Source organism: Enterobacter sp. JBIWA003 (assembly GCF_019968825.1).
GTDB classification, from domain to species: domain Bacteria; phylum Pseudomonadota; class Gammaproteobacteria; order Enterobacterales; family Enterobacteriaceae; genus Enterobacter; species Enterobacter quasiroggenkampii.
Genome location: NZ_CP074170.1, coordinates 3,277,109 through 3,297,441 on the forward strand (window position 1 = coordinate 3,277,109; position 20,333 = coordinate 3,297,441).

Genomic DNA, 20,333 nt, shown 5'->3' on the forward strand with positions numbered 1-20,333 from the left:
GTTTTCTCAGGCGTGGTGTTTCCTGCCAGTATACTGGCTTACCACCATGCATGAAAATGGTGTACCGGCCCAATACCGTGACCGACTTCCAGAGTATCGGCTTTTGCCAGCGCCGCCGAGAGCCAGGCTTTCGCTTCGCGCACCGTGTCGACCCAGCCTTCATGCCGGGGACGCAGCGCCGCCAGCGCGGCCGAGAGCGTACAGCCCGTGCCGTGGGTATTTTTGGTCTGCACGCGCGGCGCGGTAAAACGCACTTCGCCGTCGCGGGTGAAGAGCCAGTCCGGGCTTTCCGCGTCATCCAGATGCCCACCCTTCATCAGCACCGCCCCGCAGCCCATCGCCAGCAGCGCGTTCCCCTGCGCTTTCATCTCGCGTTCCGTTTGCGCGTGCGATGTGCCCAACAGCGCGGCGGCTTCCGGCAGGTTGGGCGTGATGAGTGCTACCTGTGGCAGCAGCTTTTTGCGTAGCGTCTCCACGGCAGAGGCGGAGAGCAGCGGATCGCCGCTTTTCGCCAGCATCACCGTATCCAGCACTACGTTTTGCACCTGATAGCGTTTAAGCCGCTCGGCCACCGCTTCAACGATATCCGTTTCGGCCAGCATGCCGATTTTGGTGGTATCGATGCGCACGTCGCTGAAAACCGAATCCAGCTGTGCGGCAACAAAATCCGGCTCGATACGGTAGACCGACTGCACGCCGCGCGTGTTTTGCGCCACCAGCGCGGTGATGACCGAGCAGCCGTACGCGCCAAGGGCTGAGAAAGTTTTCAGGTCAGCCTGGATACCCGCGCCGCCGCTGGGATCGGTGCCGGCAATGGTCAGGGCGTTAATTCGCTTCATGCCTGCTCCTCCAGCGTGTAGAGCGCATCCAGGAACGCGCTGGCAAAACTGCCCGGGCCACGCGACTGCGAAACGGCGACCGTTCCGGCTCGTTTCATCCATCCGCAGGCGGCAGCGATGTTATCCAGCCGGTCACCCGGCAGCGAACAGCTCGCCGCCACAACGGCAGAAAGCGCGCATCCGGTGCCCACCACGCGCGTCATCAGCTGGTCACCGCCGGTAACCGTTCGGGTACGTTGCCCGTCCGTGATGTAGTCCACCTCGCCGGTGATTACCACAATCGTATTGATCTGCCGGGCCAGCGCCTGGGCTGCAGGCACCGCGCTGGCGGCGGTATCGGTCGTATCGACGCCGCGCCCGCCGGCGCTCATCCCGGCAAGAGCAAGGATTTCAGAGGCATTGCCGCGAATGGCCGCCGGTTTCAGGGCAAGAATTTGATGGCAAAAACGAGTGCGGAACGCCAGGGCGCCCACGGCAACCGGGTCCAGCGTCCAGGGCTTGCCTGCCGCCATCGCGCTTTCAATTGCCCGACGCATCGACTGGGCGCGCGGCGCGGTCAGCGTGCCAACGTTAACCAGCAGCGCATCGGCTATCGCGGCAAACTGCTCGGCCTCTTCGGCCTCGATCACCATCGCCGGGGATGCGCCAAGCGCCAGCAAAACGTTGGCCGTAAAGGTCTGTACGACGTCATTGGTCATACAATGGGTCAGCGGAGAACGGGTGCGAAAGTGATGTAAAACGTGTAAATCGAGCAGGTCAGGCTGCATGGGTTCGCTCCTGCCTTGCGTGAAGAAGCGATGACCGGGAAGGCATCTGACTTCCCTACGCTGGCATTATCCAGATCAGGTAATACGGGTATTTCTCAGCCTTCACAAAGAAGGGCACCCCGAGTCATTTGGTAAGCATTAGCTTACTTTTTGCCAGATTAGGGGAAGTTGCTTGCTCAAGCAAGCCCACTCTTTCGGATAATGATTCTTCACGCAAGGCAGGAGCGAAAGACTTCGAGTGCTCAGAAAGAACAACGACATTCTATTACTCACTGTCTTTTTAGTTAAACAACTAAAAGGTCCTTCACAGAAAAGAAAATAATTAACATTGTAAGAGATGGTATTGAGCAGTAGCTAATGAATTATTTAGCCAACAGCACTTTGATTTAAGTGCTTTTTCATAAAAACAGCTTCCCCTTTGTACTTGCACGCAGTACGATTAATAAACATGTTGCCTGAAACTAAAGGGTTACTGATGGATACAGTAGAAGAATTAAATGGAACATATTTCTATGCAGGGAAATCTAATCTTACTGCGTCTGAACTGTTTTTCATGATTTTCTGTGAAAAGGTTGTAGAGCAACTAGGGCTAGGTGTTGCTGACTTCACTGCAGTCGTAGCTATTGTATCTGGGCGTAATTCTCTTCCCACAATGGCAAAACCTACAGGTGCAGAAAAGGGAACCTCTTACGCTTCTAAAGCAGCACGTAAGGTATTCAAAAAAGCAAAGTTTCCATTTGGAATTAAACTCCCTTCTGTGATTGGTGGTTATCCTCCTTCAACGATAAGAATTAGATCCGTAGCGAATATTGCCGCTTTTACAGGAAGAGCCATACCAGTTTTAGGATGGATTATTTTCGCTTCGGATGCATCTCAAATTAGTTATAACACAATTCGAGAATATAATACGATTGCTAGAGGTGATGATAAATTATGGTAGATGATCTTGAATCAAAAATTTATGATTTAGTACGTAAACATGATGGTGTTTATATTTTAAAAAATAAACATAAGGAATTAACACCTGAAACGGATTTAGATACCGATCTAAATTTTGATGAATATGAAGCAGAAGAGTTATTAGAAAAATTCTTTGCTCAATTCCATGTTGATCGTGGAAAATTTTGTATTAAAACTTATTATCCTGATACACCGATATCATTTAATCCTTTTAGGAAAAAAGAATCTATCCCTGTTCCTCATTTCACAATAGGGATGTTAATTGAATCAGCAAAAGCAAAGCGCTGGTTATATGATTAACAGCAAGGAGCGTTAAAAATGGCTGTACCAGTACATTTGATTTTAAAAGATGATGGTGGATCTCAGATCATGGGATCTTGTGACGTTCATGGACGTGATGGAAGCATAGAACTACGTAGCTTACAGCATAGCGTGATCATTCCTACAGATAATTTAACAGGTAAAGTGACAGGAAGCCGACAACATTGCTCATTCAATTTCACTAAAGAGATTGACAGTTCATCACCCTATCTGTTTAAAGCTGTTGCAACGGGGCAGACTCTTAAAAGCGCTGAGTTTAATTTCTACCGTATCAACTACAGCGGGCAAGAGGAAATTTACTACACCATTACATTAGAACGTGTGAAAGTAGTTAGCTTTAGCCCTGTGATGCACGATACCCGAACGGCTACGGGTACAGGCCATATGGAAGATATTTCTTTAGCCTACGAGAAAATCACTCACCTTTATAAAGATGGCAATATCTTGCATTCCGATGCGTGGAACGAAAAGAAACAAGCATAGCAAAAAAAGCTTTAAACATGGGGCTATCCTGCCCCTCCTTCAGACTCTCCATTTTGTATAACAATTCTGTTACTAAGTCATATAAATTTATATCCAGATACATTTCGCTTGAGTTTTCAACAACAATATTTTTAGCAAAAAACTGCAGGATTACTGTTAGGCTCAGCATTGCTTTCATTCAAAACATAAGGAGGATTCAATAATAAAACACAGAGAGAGATCCATTAACTGACATTAACTATTTCGCCTATTTTTCATCTTTTCTCGCCAAGAAACTTAAAAAATATTAATGAGTTTTTATTTCTTACACATCATAAAATCAAACCAACTAAAAACTTATATCATTGATATTTAAAAGGTAATACCTTTTCTATTACAACGAACTAAATTAGCTATTAATGCGATTTATGATTTAGATCAATAATCATAATTACACATTCATAGATAGTTGCTGCACGTTACGAAATAAGTTGCCAAACTTAAATTTCGAAACACGCCATAATTTAATCAAGATATAACAAGAGGTTGTATCTTTCCGCCAGGATAGCACCCTTACTTTAATTTATTTCTTGCATTGATGATGAGAGCTTTCAAATGAAACCTATCAATAAATCTGCCGTAGTTGTATTTGGTTGTTTGTTCGCTGGTATTATGGTCAAGGCACATGCTGCAACGCTGACTGTTGATCAATATAACAACCGTCTTAATCTGGCTCGTTCTTTGGCTTCTGACATCGCTAATGACTATAACAATGCTCTGCGCGCTTATACTGCACAGGGTTCCAATAGTGGCACACCAGAAGCACAAGCGTTAGATGACGCTACACAACGTTATTTGCACGATTTACCTAAGCTGAAAGCAGATATTCAGGATCTGACTAATAATACAATTTTAGCGCCTAATCCAATTCAGCCTAAGCCGTATGCTGTACCCTCTAAACCACAGGCTACACCAACAAAACAACCACAGGCGATCCCACAACCTCAACAGTTGATTCCTCAGCCGTTACCACAGCCAACTAAACAGCCTCAAGCTATACCACCTCAACATTTGGTTATGAATGTACCGTTGAAGCAGTTCCCACAGACAAATACGCCTGTCAACTCGCCATTGGTAGCGGTTCAAACGTTCCCTACTACAACGATTACTAATACCCCTGTAACCGCTCCTGCGGGTGTTGTAGTGATTAATGGTGTTGATGGTAAAGATGGTAAGAACGGGTCTAGCATTGCAGGTAAACGTGGCGCTATGGGTGCTACCGGGGCTGTAGGTGCTGCTGGTAAAAATGGTTTGAATGGGAGTAGTGGCGCTAACGGTGTTACAACCATCATCACTAAGCATGAAGTAGATCAGATTACTAAAAATAACGTAGCGGTTAACCGTTCAGCAATCAATGCTAACCGCTCTGCTATCAATGCAATGAATCAGCAAATTAACAGCCAATTCAAGAGCCTCAAAAGTGAAGTTGACGACAACAAAAAACAGGCTAACGCTGGTATTAGTGGTGCAATGGCTATGGCTGGCTTGCCTCAAGTGCAAGTCAATAAGAAAGTTATGTTTAGCGCTGGCGCAGCCACGTATGAAGGAGAAAGCGCCCTTGCTGTAGGCGCAAGCGTGAATTTCAATGATAATGTCATCGCTAAAGTAAGTTTCTCAGATGATACCGCTAATAACATGGGTGCTTCTGTTGGCGTTGGGATCGGCTTTTAAGTAAACGATAAAGTCCTTCGAATGTACTCAATATACCTCCCCCTTTAAAGGTGTTTCTACAAGCTGTTGCATTAAAGGATCTTACGGCGAATTGAAAACCGTTAACCTAACTAACTATGTGTTTGACAGTTTTAAATTTATCTCGTTTGTTTATCAAATATAGGGCCAACCCAACAATAAAGGAGTGCTAATATACACCATGATTCATTGATAGTTTTTATAGTGAAGGGGTTTAATTTCCTGAGAAAGAACTACCAGAATGGTTCCTTAGGGTAAAATAGTGATGATAGCCATGATTAAACTAATTATATACTCTGCTTTAGTTTCGTTAGCTTTAGTAGCTACTGGCGTATTTATAGGTATTACTTACAACCGTACCATATTAAACATAGCTTATAGCTGTGATAACAGCTAAACAGTCATTAATTTGGGTTGTGCACGTTCCTGCCTACCGAGTGTTTGTATATGGTGGATTGTTCCTTCTAATGCTTTTCTTAAACAGGAGGCTGGGATAGGACTATTATTTTGGCGATGCATTGTTACTACAATGCTACTTATATCCTTATTATTGCAGTGATATACGAAAGGCAGAATTTAGAATTATGAAAAAACTATTATTAGCAGTTCTGGTTATTGCATCTCTTCCTGCTCATGCTATTAATGCGCACTATCGGGAGCAATTAGAGCGCTCTGGATGTACTCAAGTAACTGATGGCCATGGTTGCGATATTCACAAAACCAAAGCACAAAACAAAAAAGCAATTACGAGCCAACAAGATCGGATAGCTTTTGAAGCTGATGCTTATAGTGTGGTTGATAAACCTATCTCTGATGCTGCTGAAACCCTCCTTTCGAAAGGCTGGAAGCCTAATAACGGCGTATGGAAGAAACAAGGCTACACTCTCAAGCTGAAATTAAAAGGTGAGAGTGTTATTGATTTTGTTCTAACTCATTGAGGTTAAGATGACCCCTTACGTTTGCCCTATTTTTGGTACAGTGCATTAATCTAAAACTAGCCCCTTTCATTAGGGGGCTATATAGCAGCCAATTAGAAATAGCTTAATGCAAGCCATGTAGTTATACGGTTAACACAAAGTGTAAGTGAGACCCGTGTTGTAAGTCTTTAGTGTATTGCTAAAGCTGCCCTTAACAGATGGGCGTTTTTTTTAATCATTCTTGAGGATTATATGATGGATGATGCAAATGAAGCAGTAAAAGAATGGTTCGCTAAAATAGTGGGTGCGGGTTCTCCAGTACTTGCTATCGCTTCTTTAGGTGCTGTAGAAGGTCTTAGCGCTGCGGGTATCACGTCGGGGCTTGCTGCATTAGGACTCGGCTTTGGGATGGTTGGCGGTGTTGTAGCCGTGGGTGTAATCGGCTATGGCGCATATCATGGGGCTAAGTGGGTAGCGGATCAGGTTGAAGACTTGATAAAATAAATCAGGCGACTGCGGTCGCCTTTTTTTATTTGCCGGATTTTCTCCATGCAAAAGTCAGGAATGCCATAAGCCCTTTTATTCTAACTGCCACGCCCCGCCATGAATAAGCGACGCTCCCCCCGCCCAGGCAAATAACGCCAGCTCGCGGCCGTCTTCATCAGGATAAATACGGCTGCTGAGGCACGCTTCCCCCTCGTTAACAAACACCTCCACGGAAGAGCAGTCAAAGAACAGGCGCAGGCTGAGCGCGTCGTTCAGGTTAAGCGCGACGCTTCGGGAACCGCACAGGCCATACTGTGGATAGTGTCTCTCCAGCACCAGGCGCTGCATCTGGGCATCAACATAGAGGCGCAGCCCGTCGCCGAGACGAATGCCGTATTGCTCCGCGCTGCTGTTCGTGCAATCCCATTGCAGAATGACCTCCATCGTATCGCAGTGTTCCACCAGCGTCATCTGCTGGTTATTAAGCGTACTTATCGGCCAGGGAAACCACGCCCCGCGCAGGGTTTCAACTTCTCTGGCCGGCCGCATTTGCAGATGGTTATCCGCACTCAGCGTCAGCTCGCGCGGTAAAGAAAGCATACCCGCCCAGCCATCCTCCTGTTCCGGCAGCGGAGATCCCCACATGTCCAGCCAGCCGATGACGATGCGTCGGCCATCCGGTGTCAGGAAACTTTGCGGCGCATAGAAATCATGCCCGTAATCCATCTCCACAAATTCACCTTCACGCACAAAGGGCTGACCTGGCTGCCATTCACCTACCAGATAGCCACTCTGGAAAAGATTGCGATGTTTAAATCCGTCTGCGGTGAGTCCCTGAGGCGAAAACATCAGCACGCGTTTCCCACCGAGAGTGAAGAAGTCCGGGCATTCCCACATATAGCCCATCTCTTTTTCAGCCACCGCGAGCACGCCCCTGTCCTGCCACTCGCGCAGATCCGCAGACCGGTACGCACGCACCTGGCCCGTATCACCCTCGCGCGCGCCAACGACCATGTACCACCACTCCCCTTCACGCCATACTTTCGGATCGCGGAAGTGATGCAGTCCAGGCGGTGTGTCAATGACGGTCCCGTGCCGCACAAAGTGGATGCCGTCACGGCTGGTTGCCAGGCACTGAACCTGGTAGAGATTAGCCTCATCGCCGGGATCGCCGTGGAATTTGTGGCCGGTGTAGATCAGCGCCAGCGTGTCGCCATCCACCACGGCTGAGCCAGAAAAACAGCCGTCCTTGTCGTCTGGTCCTTCCGGTGCCAGCGCAACCGGGAGGTGCTCCCAGTGTACTAAATCTTTGCTGCGCGCATGGCCCCAGTGCATCGAACCCCACTGGGTCGAATAAGGATGATGTTGATAAAAGGCGTGATACCAGCCGTCAAACCAGACCAGGCCATTCGGGTCGTTCATCCAGCCAGCACGCGCAGCGAGGTGGTAACGGGGATACCAGCGCAGGTTAAGCCCTTCGCGTCTGGACTGAATTTCCTGTTCTGCTTTCGTAATGGAATACGTCATTTCTCTACTCTTTGATCAGATGGTGGAAGGTTGCGGCATGAGCGGGTCAGAAGAGGACTTACCCGAGCGCAACAGGAAGATGGAGATAAACGTGGTGCTGAAGACCAGTAACCCCATGATGAGATAGGACTGGGCAAAGCCGTATTTCTCATAGCTGTAACCTGCCAGCGGCGACAGCACCGAGGCAATCACCGAGCTTGTACAGGCAAAGCCCACCAGATAGAGGGTGGAAGAGAGTCGCTTATCAAAATGCAGGCTGTTGTATTTGAAGATGGAGACCAGCAAAACGGGCAGCTCAACCGCGTGCAATAGCTTGGTAATGGAGATCAATACCGGCCCCTCAACCAGACCCGATGCCACCATACGCATCGCCATCACCATTCCGGCGAAAATCAGGCCGTTTTTCGCACCGAGGCGATTCACCAGCCACGGGGCGCAAAACATGCCCGCCGCCTCCAGGAAGACCTGGAAGGAGTTGAGATAGCCATACATGGCGTTTCCTTCCTGCAGCGTCGGGAACTGTGAGGAGAAATAGACCGGGAACTGCTGGTCATAGACGCCATAAATACAGGTGCCGATAACAAAAAATACCAGCGCCCAGAAGCGCGGCAGCGTCAGCAGGCGCAATGCATCCTCCAGCGTGACCTTACCGCCGGATACCGCCTCCTGCATGGCGTGCGGCGCGGAAGAGACCCGGAGTCGTGCCAGCAACACAAAAAACACCAGCCCGGCGCAGCTCGCTACCGCGAAGTTCAGCTTCGGATTAATGTTGAACAGGAGTCCTGCAAAAAAAGTTGCCACCGCCCAGCCCAGCGATCCCCACATCCTCGCCCTGCCAAACTCAAACTGGCTCTGGCGGGCCACGCGCTCGGTATAGGACTCCAGGACCCCTATTCCACCGTTAAACGTCAGCCCGATATAAACCCCGCCGAAAATACTGCCGAGTAACACGTTAATTTGCAGCAGATAACCAAACAGCAGGAAGGCCGGACCGGAAAGAATGAGCAGGCTGGTCAGAAACCAGAGCAGGTTTTTTCGCAGGCCGAGCTTGTCCTGAATGAAGCCGTAGCAGATTTGCGCGCACAGCGCGGAGACGGACAGCACGGCATAGATGACGCCCGTATCCCCTGCCTTTAACCCCACCTCCTGATGGAGCCAGATAGAGAGCAACGAGCCGGAAGATGACCATGTGACAAAAAAGAAAAAGAGTAGTGCGCTTAATAAAGGGTAGCTGTGAGAGTGATGCGTTTTCATCATGACATTCTCATGTTGGAGTAATGACGCAATGGTAACGTTAACATTTATCCTTTCTCATGCTGTTTGGTAAAAATTTAAGATGTTAATCACGAAAGTTAACGTTAACATTAAGAGAGTGAGATCGCGATCAAATATTCATCACTGAGGTAAGCCTGACCTGGCCTGTGCATCAGCCTTCCTTTTACATCAGCGACTTAGTTGTATACCCTTTCACACAGAGCATTAACGGAGTAAGAAAATGGCTTCCCTGAAGGACGTCGCAAAGCTGGCTAACGTATCGCTGATGACGGTCTCCCGTGCGCTGAACAGCCCGGAGCGCCTTAAGCCGGAAACGCTGGCGCGCGTTCAGCGGGCTATCGAGCAAACCAGCTACGTGCCCGATCTGTCCGCCAAGAAAATTCGCGGCGCGCATGCCTCGCCTAAAACCATAGGCGTACTGGCGCTCGATACGGTGACGACGCCTTTCTCGGTGGAGATCACGCTGTCGATTGAAGAGACGGCCAGAATGCACGGCTGGAACAGCTTCGTGATGAATATGTTTACCGATGACAACCCGGACGCCATTGTCGACCTTCTCCTTTCTCATCGGCCTGACGGAATTATCTACACCACCATGGGGTTACGTCAGGTTCCTCTCCCGGCCAAATTACTCACTCTTCCCTGCGTGCTGGCCAACTGCGAAAGTGACGGCGAAAAGGTCGCCAGCTATATTCCCGATGATGAACAGGGGCAATATACCGCCGTGCGGGCGTTACTCGCGGAGGGTTATCGACGCCCTCTCTGCCTGCATTTGCCTGAGGGGCATCTGGCCACAACCCGACGTCGTCAGGGGCTGGAACGTGCATGCCGTGAAGCGGGGCTCGATCCGGACGGCCTGGCGCACAGCTATATGGCACTCGGTGATGAGCACTATCGTGACATTCCGTCAGTATTGCTGGCGCATATGCAGAATGGCATTCCCCGGTTCGACGCGGTTATCTGCGGCAACGATCGTATCGCGTTTATGGTCTATCAGACGCTACTGGGGCAAGGGCTTCGCATACCGGAAGATATCGCCGTTATCGGCTATGACAATATGGTGGGCATTGGGGAGTTGTTCCTGCCGCCTCTCACGACGGTTCAACTGCCGCACTATGAAATTGGTCGCCTGAGCGCCCTGCATATTATTAACGGTGAAGAACATCAGGAAACCACGCGCGTAGAAAGTCCTTTTTTACCGCGTGATTCCGTTGCGCATGCAACGTAACCGCCGTTTTTTGCCCAGGACGCAGAAACAGGAAGCGTCACCCTCCTTTTATGCCGTTCGATGGCACGATTTGTCACACTCTTTTCTGTGACTTTACACACCGGGTAAACAGCCTGTAACGCGCTGTTTTTATTTGGCATAAAATGCAATTTTCATTTTAAAAATGGGGATATTTCCTCGTTACAGCCCCGTGTCACAAAACAGTAAACAAATTAACCATTGAGCCCCGTGGCAAAAGGCTCTATATTGGCGGCGTTTTTTTCAGGCCCCCATCTGTTTTTTAACTTTTTATTCAATCGTGGCTCATAACGAAGCGGCGGTTGTAGGAGTGATATGATGACGGATAAAGTCCGTATTGACACCGTAGATGCCCACAAAAGCAACGAAACCTATCTGGCCCGTCAGGCCGAGTTTGAATCTAACGTCAGGAGTTATCCGCGTAAACTGCCTTTAGCCATCACTAAAGCAGAAGGCGTGTGGATCACCGATGCAGATAATAAAGAATACCTTGACTGTTTAGCAGGCGCAGGGACCCTTGCGCTTGGCCATAACCATCCTGATGTGCTGAAAAGCATCCAAAATGTCATTACCAGCGGCTTGCCGTTACATACTCTGGATCTGACGACGCCTCTGAAAGACGCGTTTTCCGAATACCTGCTCTCTCTGCTGCCTGGTCAGGGCAAAGAGTACTGCCTGCAGTTCACCGGTCCATCCGGTGCTGACGCCGTTGAAGCGGCGCTGAAGCTGGCGAAAAAAGTGACCGGCCGTAGCGGTATCATCAGCTTCTCTGGTGGTTACCACGGCATGACCCACGGCGCACTGTCCGTGACCGGCAACCTGTCTCCGAAAGAAGCGGTTGACGGTATGATGCCAGAAGTCCAGTTCATGCCTTACCCGCACGAATACCGCTGCCCGCTGGGTATCGGTGGTGAAGCGGGCGTGAAAGCGCTGACTTACTACTTCGATAACCTGATCAACGACGTTGAAAGCGGCGTGCGTAAGCCTGCTGCGGTGATCCTGGAAGCGGTTCAGGGCGAAGGCGGCGTGAACCCGGCTCCGGCTGAGTGGCTGCAGCGCATCCGTAAAGTAACTCAGGAACACGGCATTCTGCTGATCCTCGACGAAGTTCAGGCTGGCTTTGCCCGTACCGGTAAATTCTTCGCCTTCGAACACGCAGGCATTGAGCCAGACATCATCGTGATGTCTAAAGCAGTGGGTGGCGGTCTGCCGCTGGCCGTGCTCGGTATCAAAAAACAGTTCGATGCGTGGGCGCCAGGTCACCACACCGGTACCTTCCGCGGCAACCAGCTGGCGATGGCCACCGGTCTGACGACGCTGAAAATCCTGAAAGATCAGAACATCGCAGGCAAAGTGGCTGCACAGGGCGAATGGCTGAAAGGCCAGCTGAAAGAGATGGCGAAACGTTATCCGGTCATCGGCCATGTGCGCGGTCTGGGCATGATGATCGGTATTGAGATCGTTAAGCCACACGAAGCCGCTGACCACATGGGCTGCTTCCCGGGCGACGGCGACCTGTCTGCACTGATTCAGAAGAAGTGCTTCGAAGCCGGTCTGATTCTGGAGCGCGGTGGTCGTAACGGTATCGTTCTGCGTCTGCTGCCTTCTCTGCTGATCAGCGATGAAGAGCTGAAGATCTTCCTGGATAAATTCGAGCAGGCACTGCTTGCTGCGGGCGTTCGCCCGGCGTAACCGGAGTTGTTGATTACGATGTCTGATTCAAACCCAATTTTGTTCTCCTCTGCGCAGAGCATTGAAGCTTACCAGCAGGCGATTGAACAAAGCACTCAGGCTGTGATGCAGTGGCTGAAACAGCCTGAGATGTACCAGGGCAAAACGGTCGCGGAACTGCGCGACCGTATTAAGCTGGATTTCAACCCGAAAGGGCTGGGCAACGAAGCGGCGATTGAACGCGCCGTCGAGTTCTTCCTGAAAGACAGCCTGTCCGTTCATCACCCGCAGTGTGTGGCGCACCTGCACTGCCCAAGCCTGGTCGTAAGCCAGGCGGCGGAAGTGCTGATCAACGCCACTAACCAGAGTATGGACTCCTGGGATCAAAGCCCGTCCGCAACCATCATTGAGATCAAACTGATCGAGTGGCTGCGTACCCGCGTGGGTTATCAGGCTGGCGACGCCGGTGTCTTCACCAGCGGCGGAACCCAGAGCAACCTGATGGGCCTGATGCTGGCGCGCGATGCGTTCTTTGCGCGTCAGGGTCACTCCGTTCAGCAGGACGGCCTTGTGGGCGATCTGCGTAAGATCCGCGTACTGTGCTCCGAAAACGCGCACTTCTCCGTGCAGAAAAACATGGCGCTGATGGGCCTGGGCTACCAGTCCGTAGTGCAGGTGAAAACGGACGAATTCTCCCGCATGGATCTGACCGATCTGGCGGCGAAAATTGAGCAGTGCAATGCGAACGGCGAGCAGATTCTGGCGATCGTCGCGACGGCAGGTACCACCGATGCCGGTGCTATCGACCCGCTGCGTGCGATTGCAGAGCTGGCGGCGAAGCAGAACATCTGGGTACACGTTGATGCGGCCTGGGGCGGCGCGCTGCTGATGTCTGAGCAGTATCGTCACTACCTGGACGGCATTGAGCTGGTGGATTCCGTGACCCTGGACTTCCACAAACAGTTCTTCCAGACCATCAGCTGCGGCGCGTTCCTGCTGAAAGAAGCGCGCCACTATGAGCTGATGCGCTACCAGGCGGCTTACCTGAACTCTGAGTTCGACGAAGAAGCAGGCGTGCCTAACCTGGTCTCCAAATCTCTGCAGACCACCCGTCGTTTCGACGCGCTGAAGCTGTGGATGAGCCTGGAAGCGCTGGGTCAGGAGCAATACGCGGCGATCATCGATCACGGCGTGACCCTGGCACAGCAGGTTGCGGCCTACGTGAAATCGCAGCCTGCGCTGGAACTGGTTATGCAGCCGCAGCTGGCAAGCGTGCTGTTCCGCTTCCGCGGACAGGTGCAGACGGATGAAGCAGGTATCGCCCTGCTGAACCAGAAAATTGGTGACGCACTGCTGGAATCCGGCCGTGCAAACGTCGGTGTGACCGAGCATAACGGCGTGACCTGCCTGAAGCTGACGCTGCTGAACCCAACCGTGACGCTGGAAGATATTAAAATCCTGCTGTCTCTGGTTGAGCGTACCGCGCAGGAAGTTCTGGCCAAGTAATACAAAACCCCTCTTCCGCCGGGAGAGGGGTTATTTTTATACGCCTGCCCACCACATCCTTAATTTTAATCCCCAGTAGCTCGTCCAGCCCGTTGTGGTACTGACCACGTTCCCCTTCGACACAACCACCAGCGTTGGCGTGACGCTCACCTGCCACTGCTGCGACAAAGCACCGTTTGCATCGTTAATCACCGGCATTTTCAGCTGTTTCTTATCAACCCAGCGCTCAAGCTTTGCGTTGTCACCGGAACGCATGGCGATACTCACCACGTTCCCGCCCTCTTCTGCCAGTTGATTAACCGCAGGCGTCGTGTAGCGGCAAATGCTGCACCAGGTCGCCCAGACGTAGATCAGCAGCGGGCGATCCTGGCTGAGCGCCGCAATATCGTGAATGTTGCCGTCAATACTCGTCATCGGCGTTGCACTAAAACTGGCGGGGAGTGTCGGTTTTCGGTATTGATCCACACCCCACACCACGGCCAGCGTCAGCAGAACGAGTATTATCCCTTCCCGCGCCCAGCGGCGCAGTCGATTGATTTTGCGGTTATCCATTGTGACCTCATGTTTTAACGGAGGTCATCTTAGCGGGCAATACGCCATCACGCTGTAAAGAAGTGTCGCGCCAGGGTTACTCCGGGCTATAGCCGTAATCGTAATAGCTGTACCCCGAGTTGTAATAGAGCGCGGCAGATTTCACTATGTCATTGAGGATCGTGCCACTCACCTGCACGCCCATCCGTTCCATACGCTTAAGGCTGGTCTCGATCTCTTTAACGCTGGTTTTACCAAAGCGGGCGACCAGCAGCGTGGTGGCGGCGGCTCTGGCTATCAGCAAAGCATCCGTGACGGCAAGCACAGGCGGAGTGTCGATAATCACCATGTCATATCGCTTTTCAATCTGCGACATTATCCCCTGAAGGCATTCACTCATGAGCAGATCGACGGGATGGGCAGGTTGAGGTCCGCAGGTCAGTACATCAAAACCGCCTTTTTCGAAGCGTTGAACCGCCTCCTGCCACTCGACCGTTCCGTCGAGCACGCTGGACAATCCCCGCTGATTATTCAGCCTGAACACGTTGTGGACATAGCCCTTGCGCATATCCGCATCAATAAACAGCACCCGCTGTCCGGCCTGCGCCAGAATCGACGCCAGCGAAGAACTGACCAGCGTCTTTCCGCAGTCCTGCGTGGGGCCAGACACCACGACAATCCGGTTTGTGGCATCCATCATGGTAAAATGCAAACTGGTGCGCAGCCCGCGTATCGCCTCGACAAACGAATCAGCCGGACGATCGATGGGCAGAAAAGGCACGTTGGCTATCTTGTGCTTCCAGTGGGAAGTAAACAGGTTTCTCCTGCGCAGGTGCGTTTTTTTCCATAACCATGCCGAGCGCGGAAGCGTCACCAGCAGCGGCATTCCGAGCTCATCCAGTTGTTCTGACGACGTAATGCCCCGCTTAAAGGCTGAACGCACTAAAACCGTTCCGGCAGAAAGTATCAACCCCATCAGCATACCAAACACGATAATGAGTGCTATGCGCGGTTCAACCGGAGCAGGCTGCGTCATGGCCGGGTCAATGATCCGCACGTTCCCGATCGCGCTGGAGCGCGAGATGCTCAGCTCTTGCTGACGCGTCAGCAACTGCATGTACACGGTACGCCCGGATTCAACGTCACGACTCAAACGTAATATTTCCTGCTGCGTGGAAGGCATGGATGACACGCGGCTATTCAGGCGTGCGCGCTCCCGTTCAAGGGTTTGTTTCTTCTCCCGTAAAGCACGGTAGGTCGGATGATCTTTTTTGAACAGCTGAGAGACTTCTGCTTCGCGAAATATAAGCTCGTTAAGCTGATTTTCCACGTTAACCACCTGATCAAGCACCGACTTTGCCTCAAGAGATAAATCGACCGAATCGCGCTGCTCTCGGTAAGCATTCAGTCGTGCCTCGGCTTCATTCAGTTCGAGACTGATTTTAGGTAACTGATCCTGTAAGAACGCGAGGCTGCGGGAATCTTTAGCCTCCTGGCGCGCAATGTTCTGGCTGAGAAAATGTTCAGCAATCGAATTAAGTATCGTGGCGGTCTTGTCGGGATCGTCGCCCGTTAGCGTTAAGGCGATCATACCGCTCTGTTTCGCCGACTCGGCAATCGTAAGTCTGCTCTGAAGGGCGTTGATCGCGTCAAGCCTGGTCACGGTGTTGAGGGTAAATTGCGTTCCCGGTACCGCACTGATGGATGTCACCAGAAGCGATACGCCCTCTTTAACCAGCGCTTTTCCGACAACGCCCTCTGCTTCAAGTGTTTTCCCCTCAAGACGATATCGCCCCTGCTCCTGAACGGTGAGTAAAAGCGTTTGGGGCTCACCTTCCACAAGAGGAATATTCAGCGAGCCAATCGTTATTTCCGCCGGTTTGCGGCCCTGCACGTGCTGCCAAAGCGCCCCGATAACGGGGAACATGCGCTGGCTAACCTCGTAGGTCAACCCTAATTGATCAACGGTCTCGCCGAGGACCATCCGTGACTTGAGGAGTAAAAGTTCTGGGGCGACATCGGGTGAAAGATCGGGCCTGAACGACGTCAGGTTCTTGAGCAGCGCGTTGCCCTGCTTCGCTTCGACCTGCACCAGGGCATCAGCCTGATAAACTGGCGTGGCGCTGAATGCGTAGATCCCCGCACACACCGTAAACAGAAGTGTCACACACGCGATCGTTACCCGGTGATCGAACATCTCAGCAAGCAGCTGAATAAGATCCATTTCGTTATTCTGCGGCGTCGCAGCACGATATTTGTCTGATTGAGAAGACGACATTACGGCTTCATTCCTTGTTAACTTAAACGGCAGGCCCATTCCTGACGGGCTTTTCCTGATTGCCCGAAAATGGCCGCTCACCAATCGGTGAGCGGCACATATTGCCGGTGCAGACCACTAAGATTGAAGGGAACATTACTGCGGCCACGCTCTGATGTTACGAACGGTTTCGGTCAGGTCATGTACGCCGCTGATGGTGGGTACCAGTTGGGAGATCACGCGATTCCAGCGTGATAGCGGTGCCGTGGTGACATAGACAATGTCATACGGCTCAAGCTGAAATTCCGTACCCAGCACCATGGCTGACGCATCTTCCGCATTCAGCTGATAGATATTGGCAATTTTGTTGGTGTCGCCTTTTTTCGATACCTGCCGAATAACAAAAATGCCGGTTGCATCGGCCATATTTTGGTTAAGCCCCCCGGCATTCCCCAGGGCTTCGGCCAGCGTCATGCCGCTACGATCCATCTTAAGCGTGCTCTGTTTAATCACTTCCCCCATCACGAATACCTTCAGCGCGTCGTTCCGGGGCACAAACAGGATATCGCCAGGATAAAGCAGCTTATTTTGGGTCAAATCGCCATGCTGCATCAGGGCATAGAGGGAAAGGTGCGCGTCCTGTCCATTATGTGTGAGCACGACGTTCCGCCAGTCGGCATCCGCCGAGAGTCCACCCGCAGCGTTAACCGCGTCCATTACCGTCAGCGGAATATTGGTTATCGGTTGTTGCCCTGATTTTTCCACCTCACCGGTGACGTAGGCTTTTTGTGAACGGAAGGCGGCAATGCTGACGTCCACCTGCGGGCTCTCAATAACGTTATCCAGTCGAGCCGTAATCTCGTCGCGTACCTGTGAAACCGTTTTTCCTGCTACCCGCAGTTTACCGACATAGGGATAAAAGAGCGTGCCGTCGGCGTTAACCCAGTTGCCGGCATCGCTCGCGCTACGATATTGTCCTGCCGGCGTCGTTAATTCAGGGTGATCCCAGACGGTGACCGTCAGGATGTCACCCGTACCAATACGGTATTCCCAGCGTTTGACCTGCGCATCCAGATTAGGATTTGCCTGAGATTTCGACACGGGCGGACGCAGTTTTTCAATCAGTTCCGGCGTCAGGGGAAATATTTCCACGCGCTTTTCGAGCTGATAATTTGCCTCTTCCGGCGAAATAACGTTCTTCCCGGACACAGTTAAGTCCAGGCCTGGTGAAAACATACACCCCGTTAACTGACTCATACTCAGAAATAAGAGCGAAAATGCAGTTGTACTTTTCATTAATATAAATATTTCTTTTCAACGTTGCGTTTATCGTCAAGCCTGTAAAAAGACTTAAGCTAACATCATGAAATTTAATTGATTACTCTTTCCCGGAGTGAAATTGCTGGCATTATAAAACGCACTTCACCCGCTTTCTAAAAAGCAGAGCCTTTGCCTGGTCTTGTTAAAAAAATGGCGGTAAGCACGCTGCACTCGAAGGCGATATTAAATGCTCTTCAGGCGGAAAGCATTCGCATCGCTTTCTAACTTTGATATGAAAAGTTATTTTCAGAATTAATAAATGAAATGATAAATATTAAAAATATAAGACACTGGCAATATTCCCGACACTGATAAACATCACGCAATTGGGCTACACAAAACCGTCCACTTTTGTTACATTTTTTTTCAAACATACCCTGCGTTGATACTTAAAATGGACTGTCTGCTTCGCTTTGCACGACCCGCAGACGAAAAGTATCTGTAACGATATCACTGGAGAAAAAATGGCTAAGCGTAAACTGCTGCTTCTGGGTGTATTACTGTCTCTGGCGGGATCTGCATTCTCTGCCCCGCAAACGGCCGCTGCACCCTCCGGCATCAAGGCCTATGAAGAACAAGAGTTCATCGCTGACTTCACGAAATTCAAGATTGGCGACACGGCGCCGGCGCAGTATCAAACGCCGGAGTACACCATCAAACAGTACCAGCTGCGTAATCTGCCGGCGCCGGATGCCGGAACCCACTGGACCTACATGGGCGAGAATTACGTGCTGATTGGCGATGCGGATGGCAAAATCTACAAAGCCTATAATGGAGATATTTTCTATCACCGCTAATACCATCCTGATCCGCCCCTGGCAGGAAAGCGATCGCCCTTTCCTGCGCACGCTCTTCCTCCACGCCCGGCGTGAAGCCTGGCCATGGCTGGACAGTTCAGACTGGCAGCTTGAAGACTTTGACGCGGCCACCCGTGACGAAGTGATTTGGGTTGCCACGCAGAACGGCCATCGACTGGGTTTTGCTTCCGTCTGGACGAACGATAATTTTCTGCACAACCTCTTTGTTGACCCGCAGTATCAAAGCCACGGCGTCGGGAAAATGCTCCTGGAACAGGTGCAGAAGACGTTTACCAGTACGGGTTCGCTTAAGTGTCTGGTGAAGAATGCGCGGGCTGTCGCGTTTTACCAGCGGCACGGCTGGCACATTGAGGCGACGGGTGATTCTCCGGAGGGAGAGTATTATTTGATGCACTATCGGTTGGGTTAAAGTCGGGTGGCTGCTTCGCCTTACCCGACCTACGTGATAGTGCCACTTGTAGGCCGGGTAAGCGAAGCGCCACCCGGCAATTCAACGCGAAGGCGTTACACCGCGCGGAACGCGATTTCGCCCGGGATCACTTCGCCCTGCCAGTAAAGCTGCGCCGCAATGCGACCCGCCAGCTGACGATACATCTCTGCAAATTCGCTGTCCGGACGGCTGACCACCGTCGGCTTGCCGCTATCCAGATCTTCGCGCAGGGTAATGTGCAGCGGCATCTGTCCCAGCAGTTGGGTGTGATACTTCGCGGCCAGTTTTTCTGCGCCACCCGTACCAAAGATAGGTTCGTGGTGACCGCAGTTGCTGCAGATGTGCATGCTCATGTTCTCCACGATACCGAGCACCGGCACTTCCACCTTCTCGAACATCACGATGCCTTTTTTGGCGTCGATCAGCGCGATATCCTGCGGCGTGGTCACCACAACGGCTCCCGTCACCGGAATGTTTTGCGCCAGCGTGAGCTGAATATCACCGGTGCCCGGCGGCATGTCCAGAACCAGATAATCCAGATCCGGCCACATCGTCTCCTGCAGCATCTGCAGCAGCGCTTTGCTGGCCATCGGGCCGCGCCAGACCATGGCGTTATCGTCAGTCACCAGGTAACCGATGGAGTTGGTCGCCAGACCGTGCGCCATGATTGGCGCCATGTGGGTGCCGTCCGGTGAGGTTGGACGCTGGTTTTCCGCGCCCAGCATATTTGGAATAGACGGACCGTAGATGTCGGCATCCAGAATACCGACCTTTGCCCCTTCCGCTGCCAGCGCCAGCGCCAGGTTTACGGCGGTAGAGGATTTTCCCACCCCGCCTTTGCCCGAGCTCACGGCAATGATGTTTTTCACGCCGTTCACGCCAGGCTGGTTTTTCACGCGTTTCAGCGTGGCAATGCTGTGGCTCAGCTTCCAGTCGATCGCCTTCGCGCCGGTCATGCGCAGCAGCTCAGAGCTGGTCTGCTCTTTCAGCGCGTCAAAGGCGCTGGTCCAGACGAACGGCATCTGCAGCTCAATGTGCAGCGTATCATCCAGCCAGGCAACGTGGTGTAACGCTTTCAGCGTAGTGAGATTATGCTTCAGGGTTGGATGCTGAAAGTTAGCCAGCGTCCCGGCGACCATTGCTCGTAAGGCTTCCGGTGATTTGGCCTGGGATTGAGAACTCATCCCGACTCCTTTGTTCTTGTGAATAAGACCTTAGATGAACAAGTTTACCTGAAAGGCCGTGGTTTGT

Annotated in this window: 19 protein-coding genes and 1 riboswitch; of the genes, 11 read left to right on the forward strand and 8 right to left on the reverse strand. The window is 51.6% G+C overall.

Annotated features, from left to right (window positions below; all coding sequences use genetic code 11):
• Positions 1–38: 38 nt before the first annotated feature.
• Both thiD and thiM read right to left on the reverse strand, forming a co-directional pair.
• Positions 39–839, reverse strand: a complete 801-nt coding sequence (gene thiD / locus KGP25_RS15755; RefSeq protein WP_069720625.1) for a bifunctional hydroxymethylpyrimidine kinase/phosphomethylpyrimidine kinase — start codon at positions 837–839, stop codon at positions 39–41.
• Entirely contained in the window at positions 836–1,606 is a 771-nt protein-coding gene (thiM, locus tag KGP25_RS15760; protein ID WP_223539257.1) for a hydroxyethylthiazole kinase, read from the reverse strand. The genes thiD and thiM overlap by 4 nt, the downstream gene beginning before the upstream one ends.
• Before the next feature lie 35 nt (positions 1,607–1,641).
• Positions 1,642–1,738: riboswitch (TPP riboswitch) on the reverse strand.
• 343 nt (positions 1,739–2,081) lie between these two features.
• Between thiM and KGP25_RS15765 the strand changes: the two genes are divergently transcribed.
• From KGP25_RS15765 to KGP25_RS15790, 6 genes are all read left to right on the forward strand, one after another.
• Positions 2,082–2,546 (forward strand): STM2901 family protein, encoded by a 465-nt coding sequence (locus tag KGP25_RS15765; protein ID WP_223539258.1) that lies wholly within the window; start codon positions 2,082–2,084, stop codon positions 2,544–2,546.
• Positions 2,540–2,866, forward strand: a complete 327-nt coding sequence (locus KGP25_RS15770; RefSeq protein ID WP_223539259.1) for a DUF1493 family protein — start codon at positions 2,540–2,542, stop codon at positions 2,864–2,866. The genes KGP25_RS15765 and KGP25_RS15770 overlap by 7 nt, the downstream gene beginning before the upstream one ends.
• A gap of 18 nt (positions 2,867–2,884) precedes the next feature.
• Positions 2,885–3,370, forward strand: coding sequence for a type VI secretion system tube protein TssD (gene tssD, locus KGP25_RS15775; protein ID WP_045908646.1), 486 nt, complete (start codon positions 2,885–2,887; stop codon positions 3,368–3,370).
• A gap of 594 nt (positions 3,371–3,964) precedes the next feature.
• A complete protein-coding gene (locus KGP25_RS15780) occupies positions 3,965–5,080 on the forward strand; it encodes a YadA C-terminal domain-containing protein (protein ID WP_223539260.1) in 1,116 nt (371 codons plus the stop codon).
• 602 nt (positions 5,081–5,682) lie between these two features.
• Positions 5,683–6,036, forward strand: coding sequence for a hypothetical protein (locus KGP25_RS15785; RefSeq protein ID WP_223539261.1), 354 nt, complete (start codon positions 5,683–5,685; stop codon positions 6,034–6,036).
• A gap of 231 nt (positions 6,037–6,267) precedes the next feature.
• Entirely contained in the window at positions 6,268–6,519 is a 252-nt protein-coding gene (locus KGP25_RS15790) for a hypothetical protein (RefSeq protein ID WP_223539262.1), read from the forward strand.
• A 75-nt stretch (positions 6,520–6,594) separates the two neighbouring features.
• On the opposite strand, the gene KGP25_RS15795 is transcribed toward KGP25_RS15790, so the two are convergent.
• Together KGP25_RS15795 and KGP25_RS15800 are read right to left on the reverse strand one after the other, a co-directional pair.
• Entirely contained in the window at positions 6,595–8,028 is a 1,434-nt protein-coding gene (locus KGP25_RS15795; protein WP_223539263.1) for a glycoside hydrolase family 32 protein, read from the reverse strand.
• 15 nt (positions 8,029–8,043) lie between these two features.
• Positions 8,044–9,285: an MFS transporter gene (locus KGP25_RS15800; protein WP_045908650.1), complete on the reverse strand. Its 1,242-nt coding sequence runs from the start codon at positions 9,283–9,285 to the stop codon at positions 8,044–8,046.
• 238 nt (positions 9,286–9,523) lie between these two features.
• On the opposite strand from KGP25_RS15800, the gene KGP25_RS15805 reads away from it, so the two are divergent.
• From KGP25_RS15805 to KGP25_RS15815, 3 genes are all read left to right on the forward strand, one after another.
• Positions 9,524–10,531: a LacI family DNA-binding transcriptional regulator gene (locus KGP25_RS15805; RefSeq protein WP_223539264.1), complete on the forward strand. Its 1,008-nt coding sequence runs from the start codon at positions 9,524–9,526 to the stop codon at positions 10,529–10,531.
• Positions 10,532–10,864: 333 nt separating this feature from the next.
• The gene (locus tag KGP25_RS15810) at positions 10,865–12,241 is read left to right on the forward strand and encodes a diaminobutyrate--2-oxoglutarate transaminase (protein ID WP_223539265.1); all 1,377 of its coding nucleotides are present in this window, start codon (positions 10,865–10,867) and stop codon (positions 12,239–12,241) included.
• Positions 12,242–12,259: 18 nt separating this feature from the next.
• Entirely contained in the window at positions 12,260–13,726 is a 1,467-nt protein-coding gene (locus tag KGP25_RS15815; RefSeq protein ID WP_045908652.1) for an aspartate aminotransferase family protein, read from the forward strand.
• Between the two features lie 36 nt (positions 13,727–13,762).
• On the opposite strand, the gene KGP25_RS15820 is transcribed toward KGP25_RS15815, so the two are convergent.
• The 3 genes from KGP25_RS15820 to KGP25_RS15835 form a co-directional block, all read right to left on the reverse strand.
• Positions 13,763–14,278: a protein disulfide oxidoreductase gene (locus tag KGP25_RS15820; RefSeq protein ID WP_223539266.1), complete on the reverse strand. Its 516-nt coding sequence runs from the start codon at positions 14,276–14,278 to the stop codon at positions 13,763–13,765.
• Positions 14,279–14,354: 76 nt separating this feature from the next.
• Positions 14,355–16,535 carry a polysaccharide biosynthesis tyrosine autokinase gene (locus KGP25_RS15825; protein WP_223539267.1) on the reverse strand — a complete coding sequence of 727 codons (2,181 nt, stop codon included), beginning with the start codon at positions 16,533–16,535 and terminating at the stop codon, positions 14,355–14,357.
• Between the two features lie 135 nt (positions 16,536–16,670).
• Positions 16,671–17,810 (reverse strand): polysaccharide export protein, encoded by a 1,140-nt coding sequence (locus KGP25_RS15835; RefSeq protein ID WP_223539268.1) that lies wholly within the window; start codon positions 17,808–17,810, stop codon positions 16,671–16,673.
• Positions 17,811–18,298: 488 nt separating this feature from the next.
• Here KGP25_RS15835 and KGP25_RS15840 point away from each other — a divergent pair, with 488 nt between their 5' ends.
• Both KGP25_RS15840 and KGP25_RS15845 read left to right on the forward strand, forming a co-directional pair.
• On the forward strand, positions 18,299–18,631 hold the full coding sequence (locus KGP25_RS15840) for an RcnB family protein (protein ID WP_008500887.1): 333 nt from the start codon (positions 18,299–18,301) through the stop codon (positions 18,629–18,631).
• A complete protein-coding gene (locus KGP25_RS15845; protein WP_045908655.1) occupies positions 18,582–19,061 on the forward strand; it encodes a GNAT family N-acetyltransferase in 480 nt (159 codons plus the stop codon). Before KGP25_RS15840 ends, KGP25_RS15845 begins: the two co-directional genes overlap by 50 nt.
• A 95-nt stretch (positions 19,062–19,156) precedes the next feature.
• Here KGP25_RS15845 and apbC read toward each other — a convergent pair whose 3' ends face one another.
• Positions 19,157–20,266: an iron-sulfur cluster carrier protein ApbC gene (gene apbC / locus KGP25_RS15850; RefSeq protein WP_223539269.1), complete on the reverse strand. Its 1,110-nt coding sequence runs from the start codon at positions 20,264–20,266 to the stop codon at positions 19,157–19,159.
• Between the last annotated feature and the right edge of the window lie 67 nt (positions 20,267–20,333).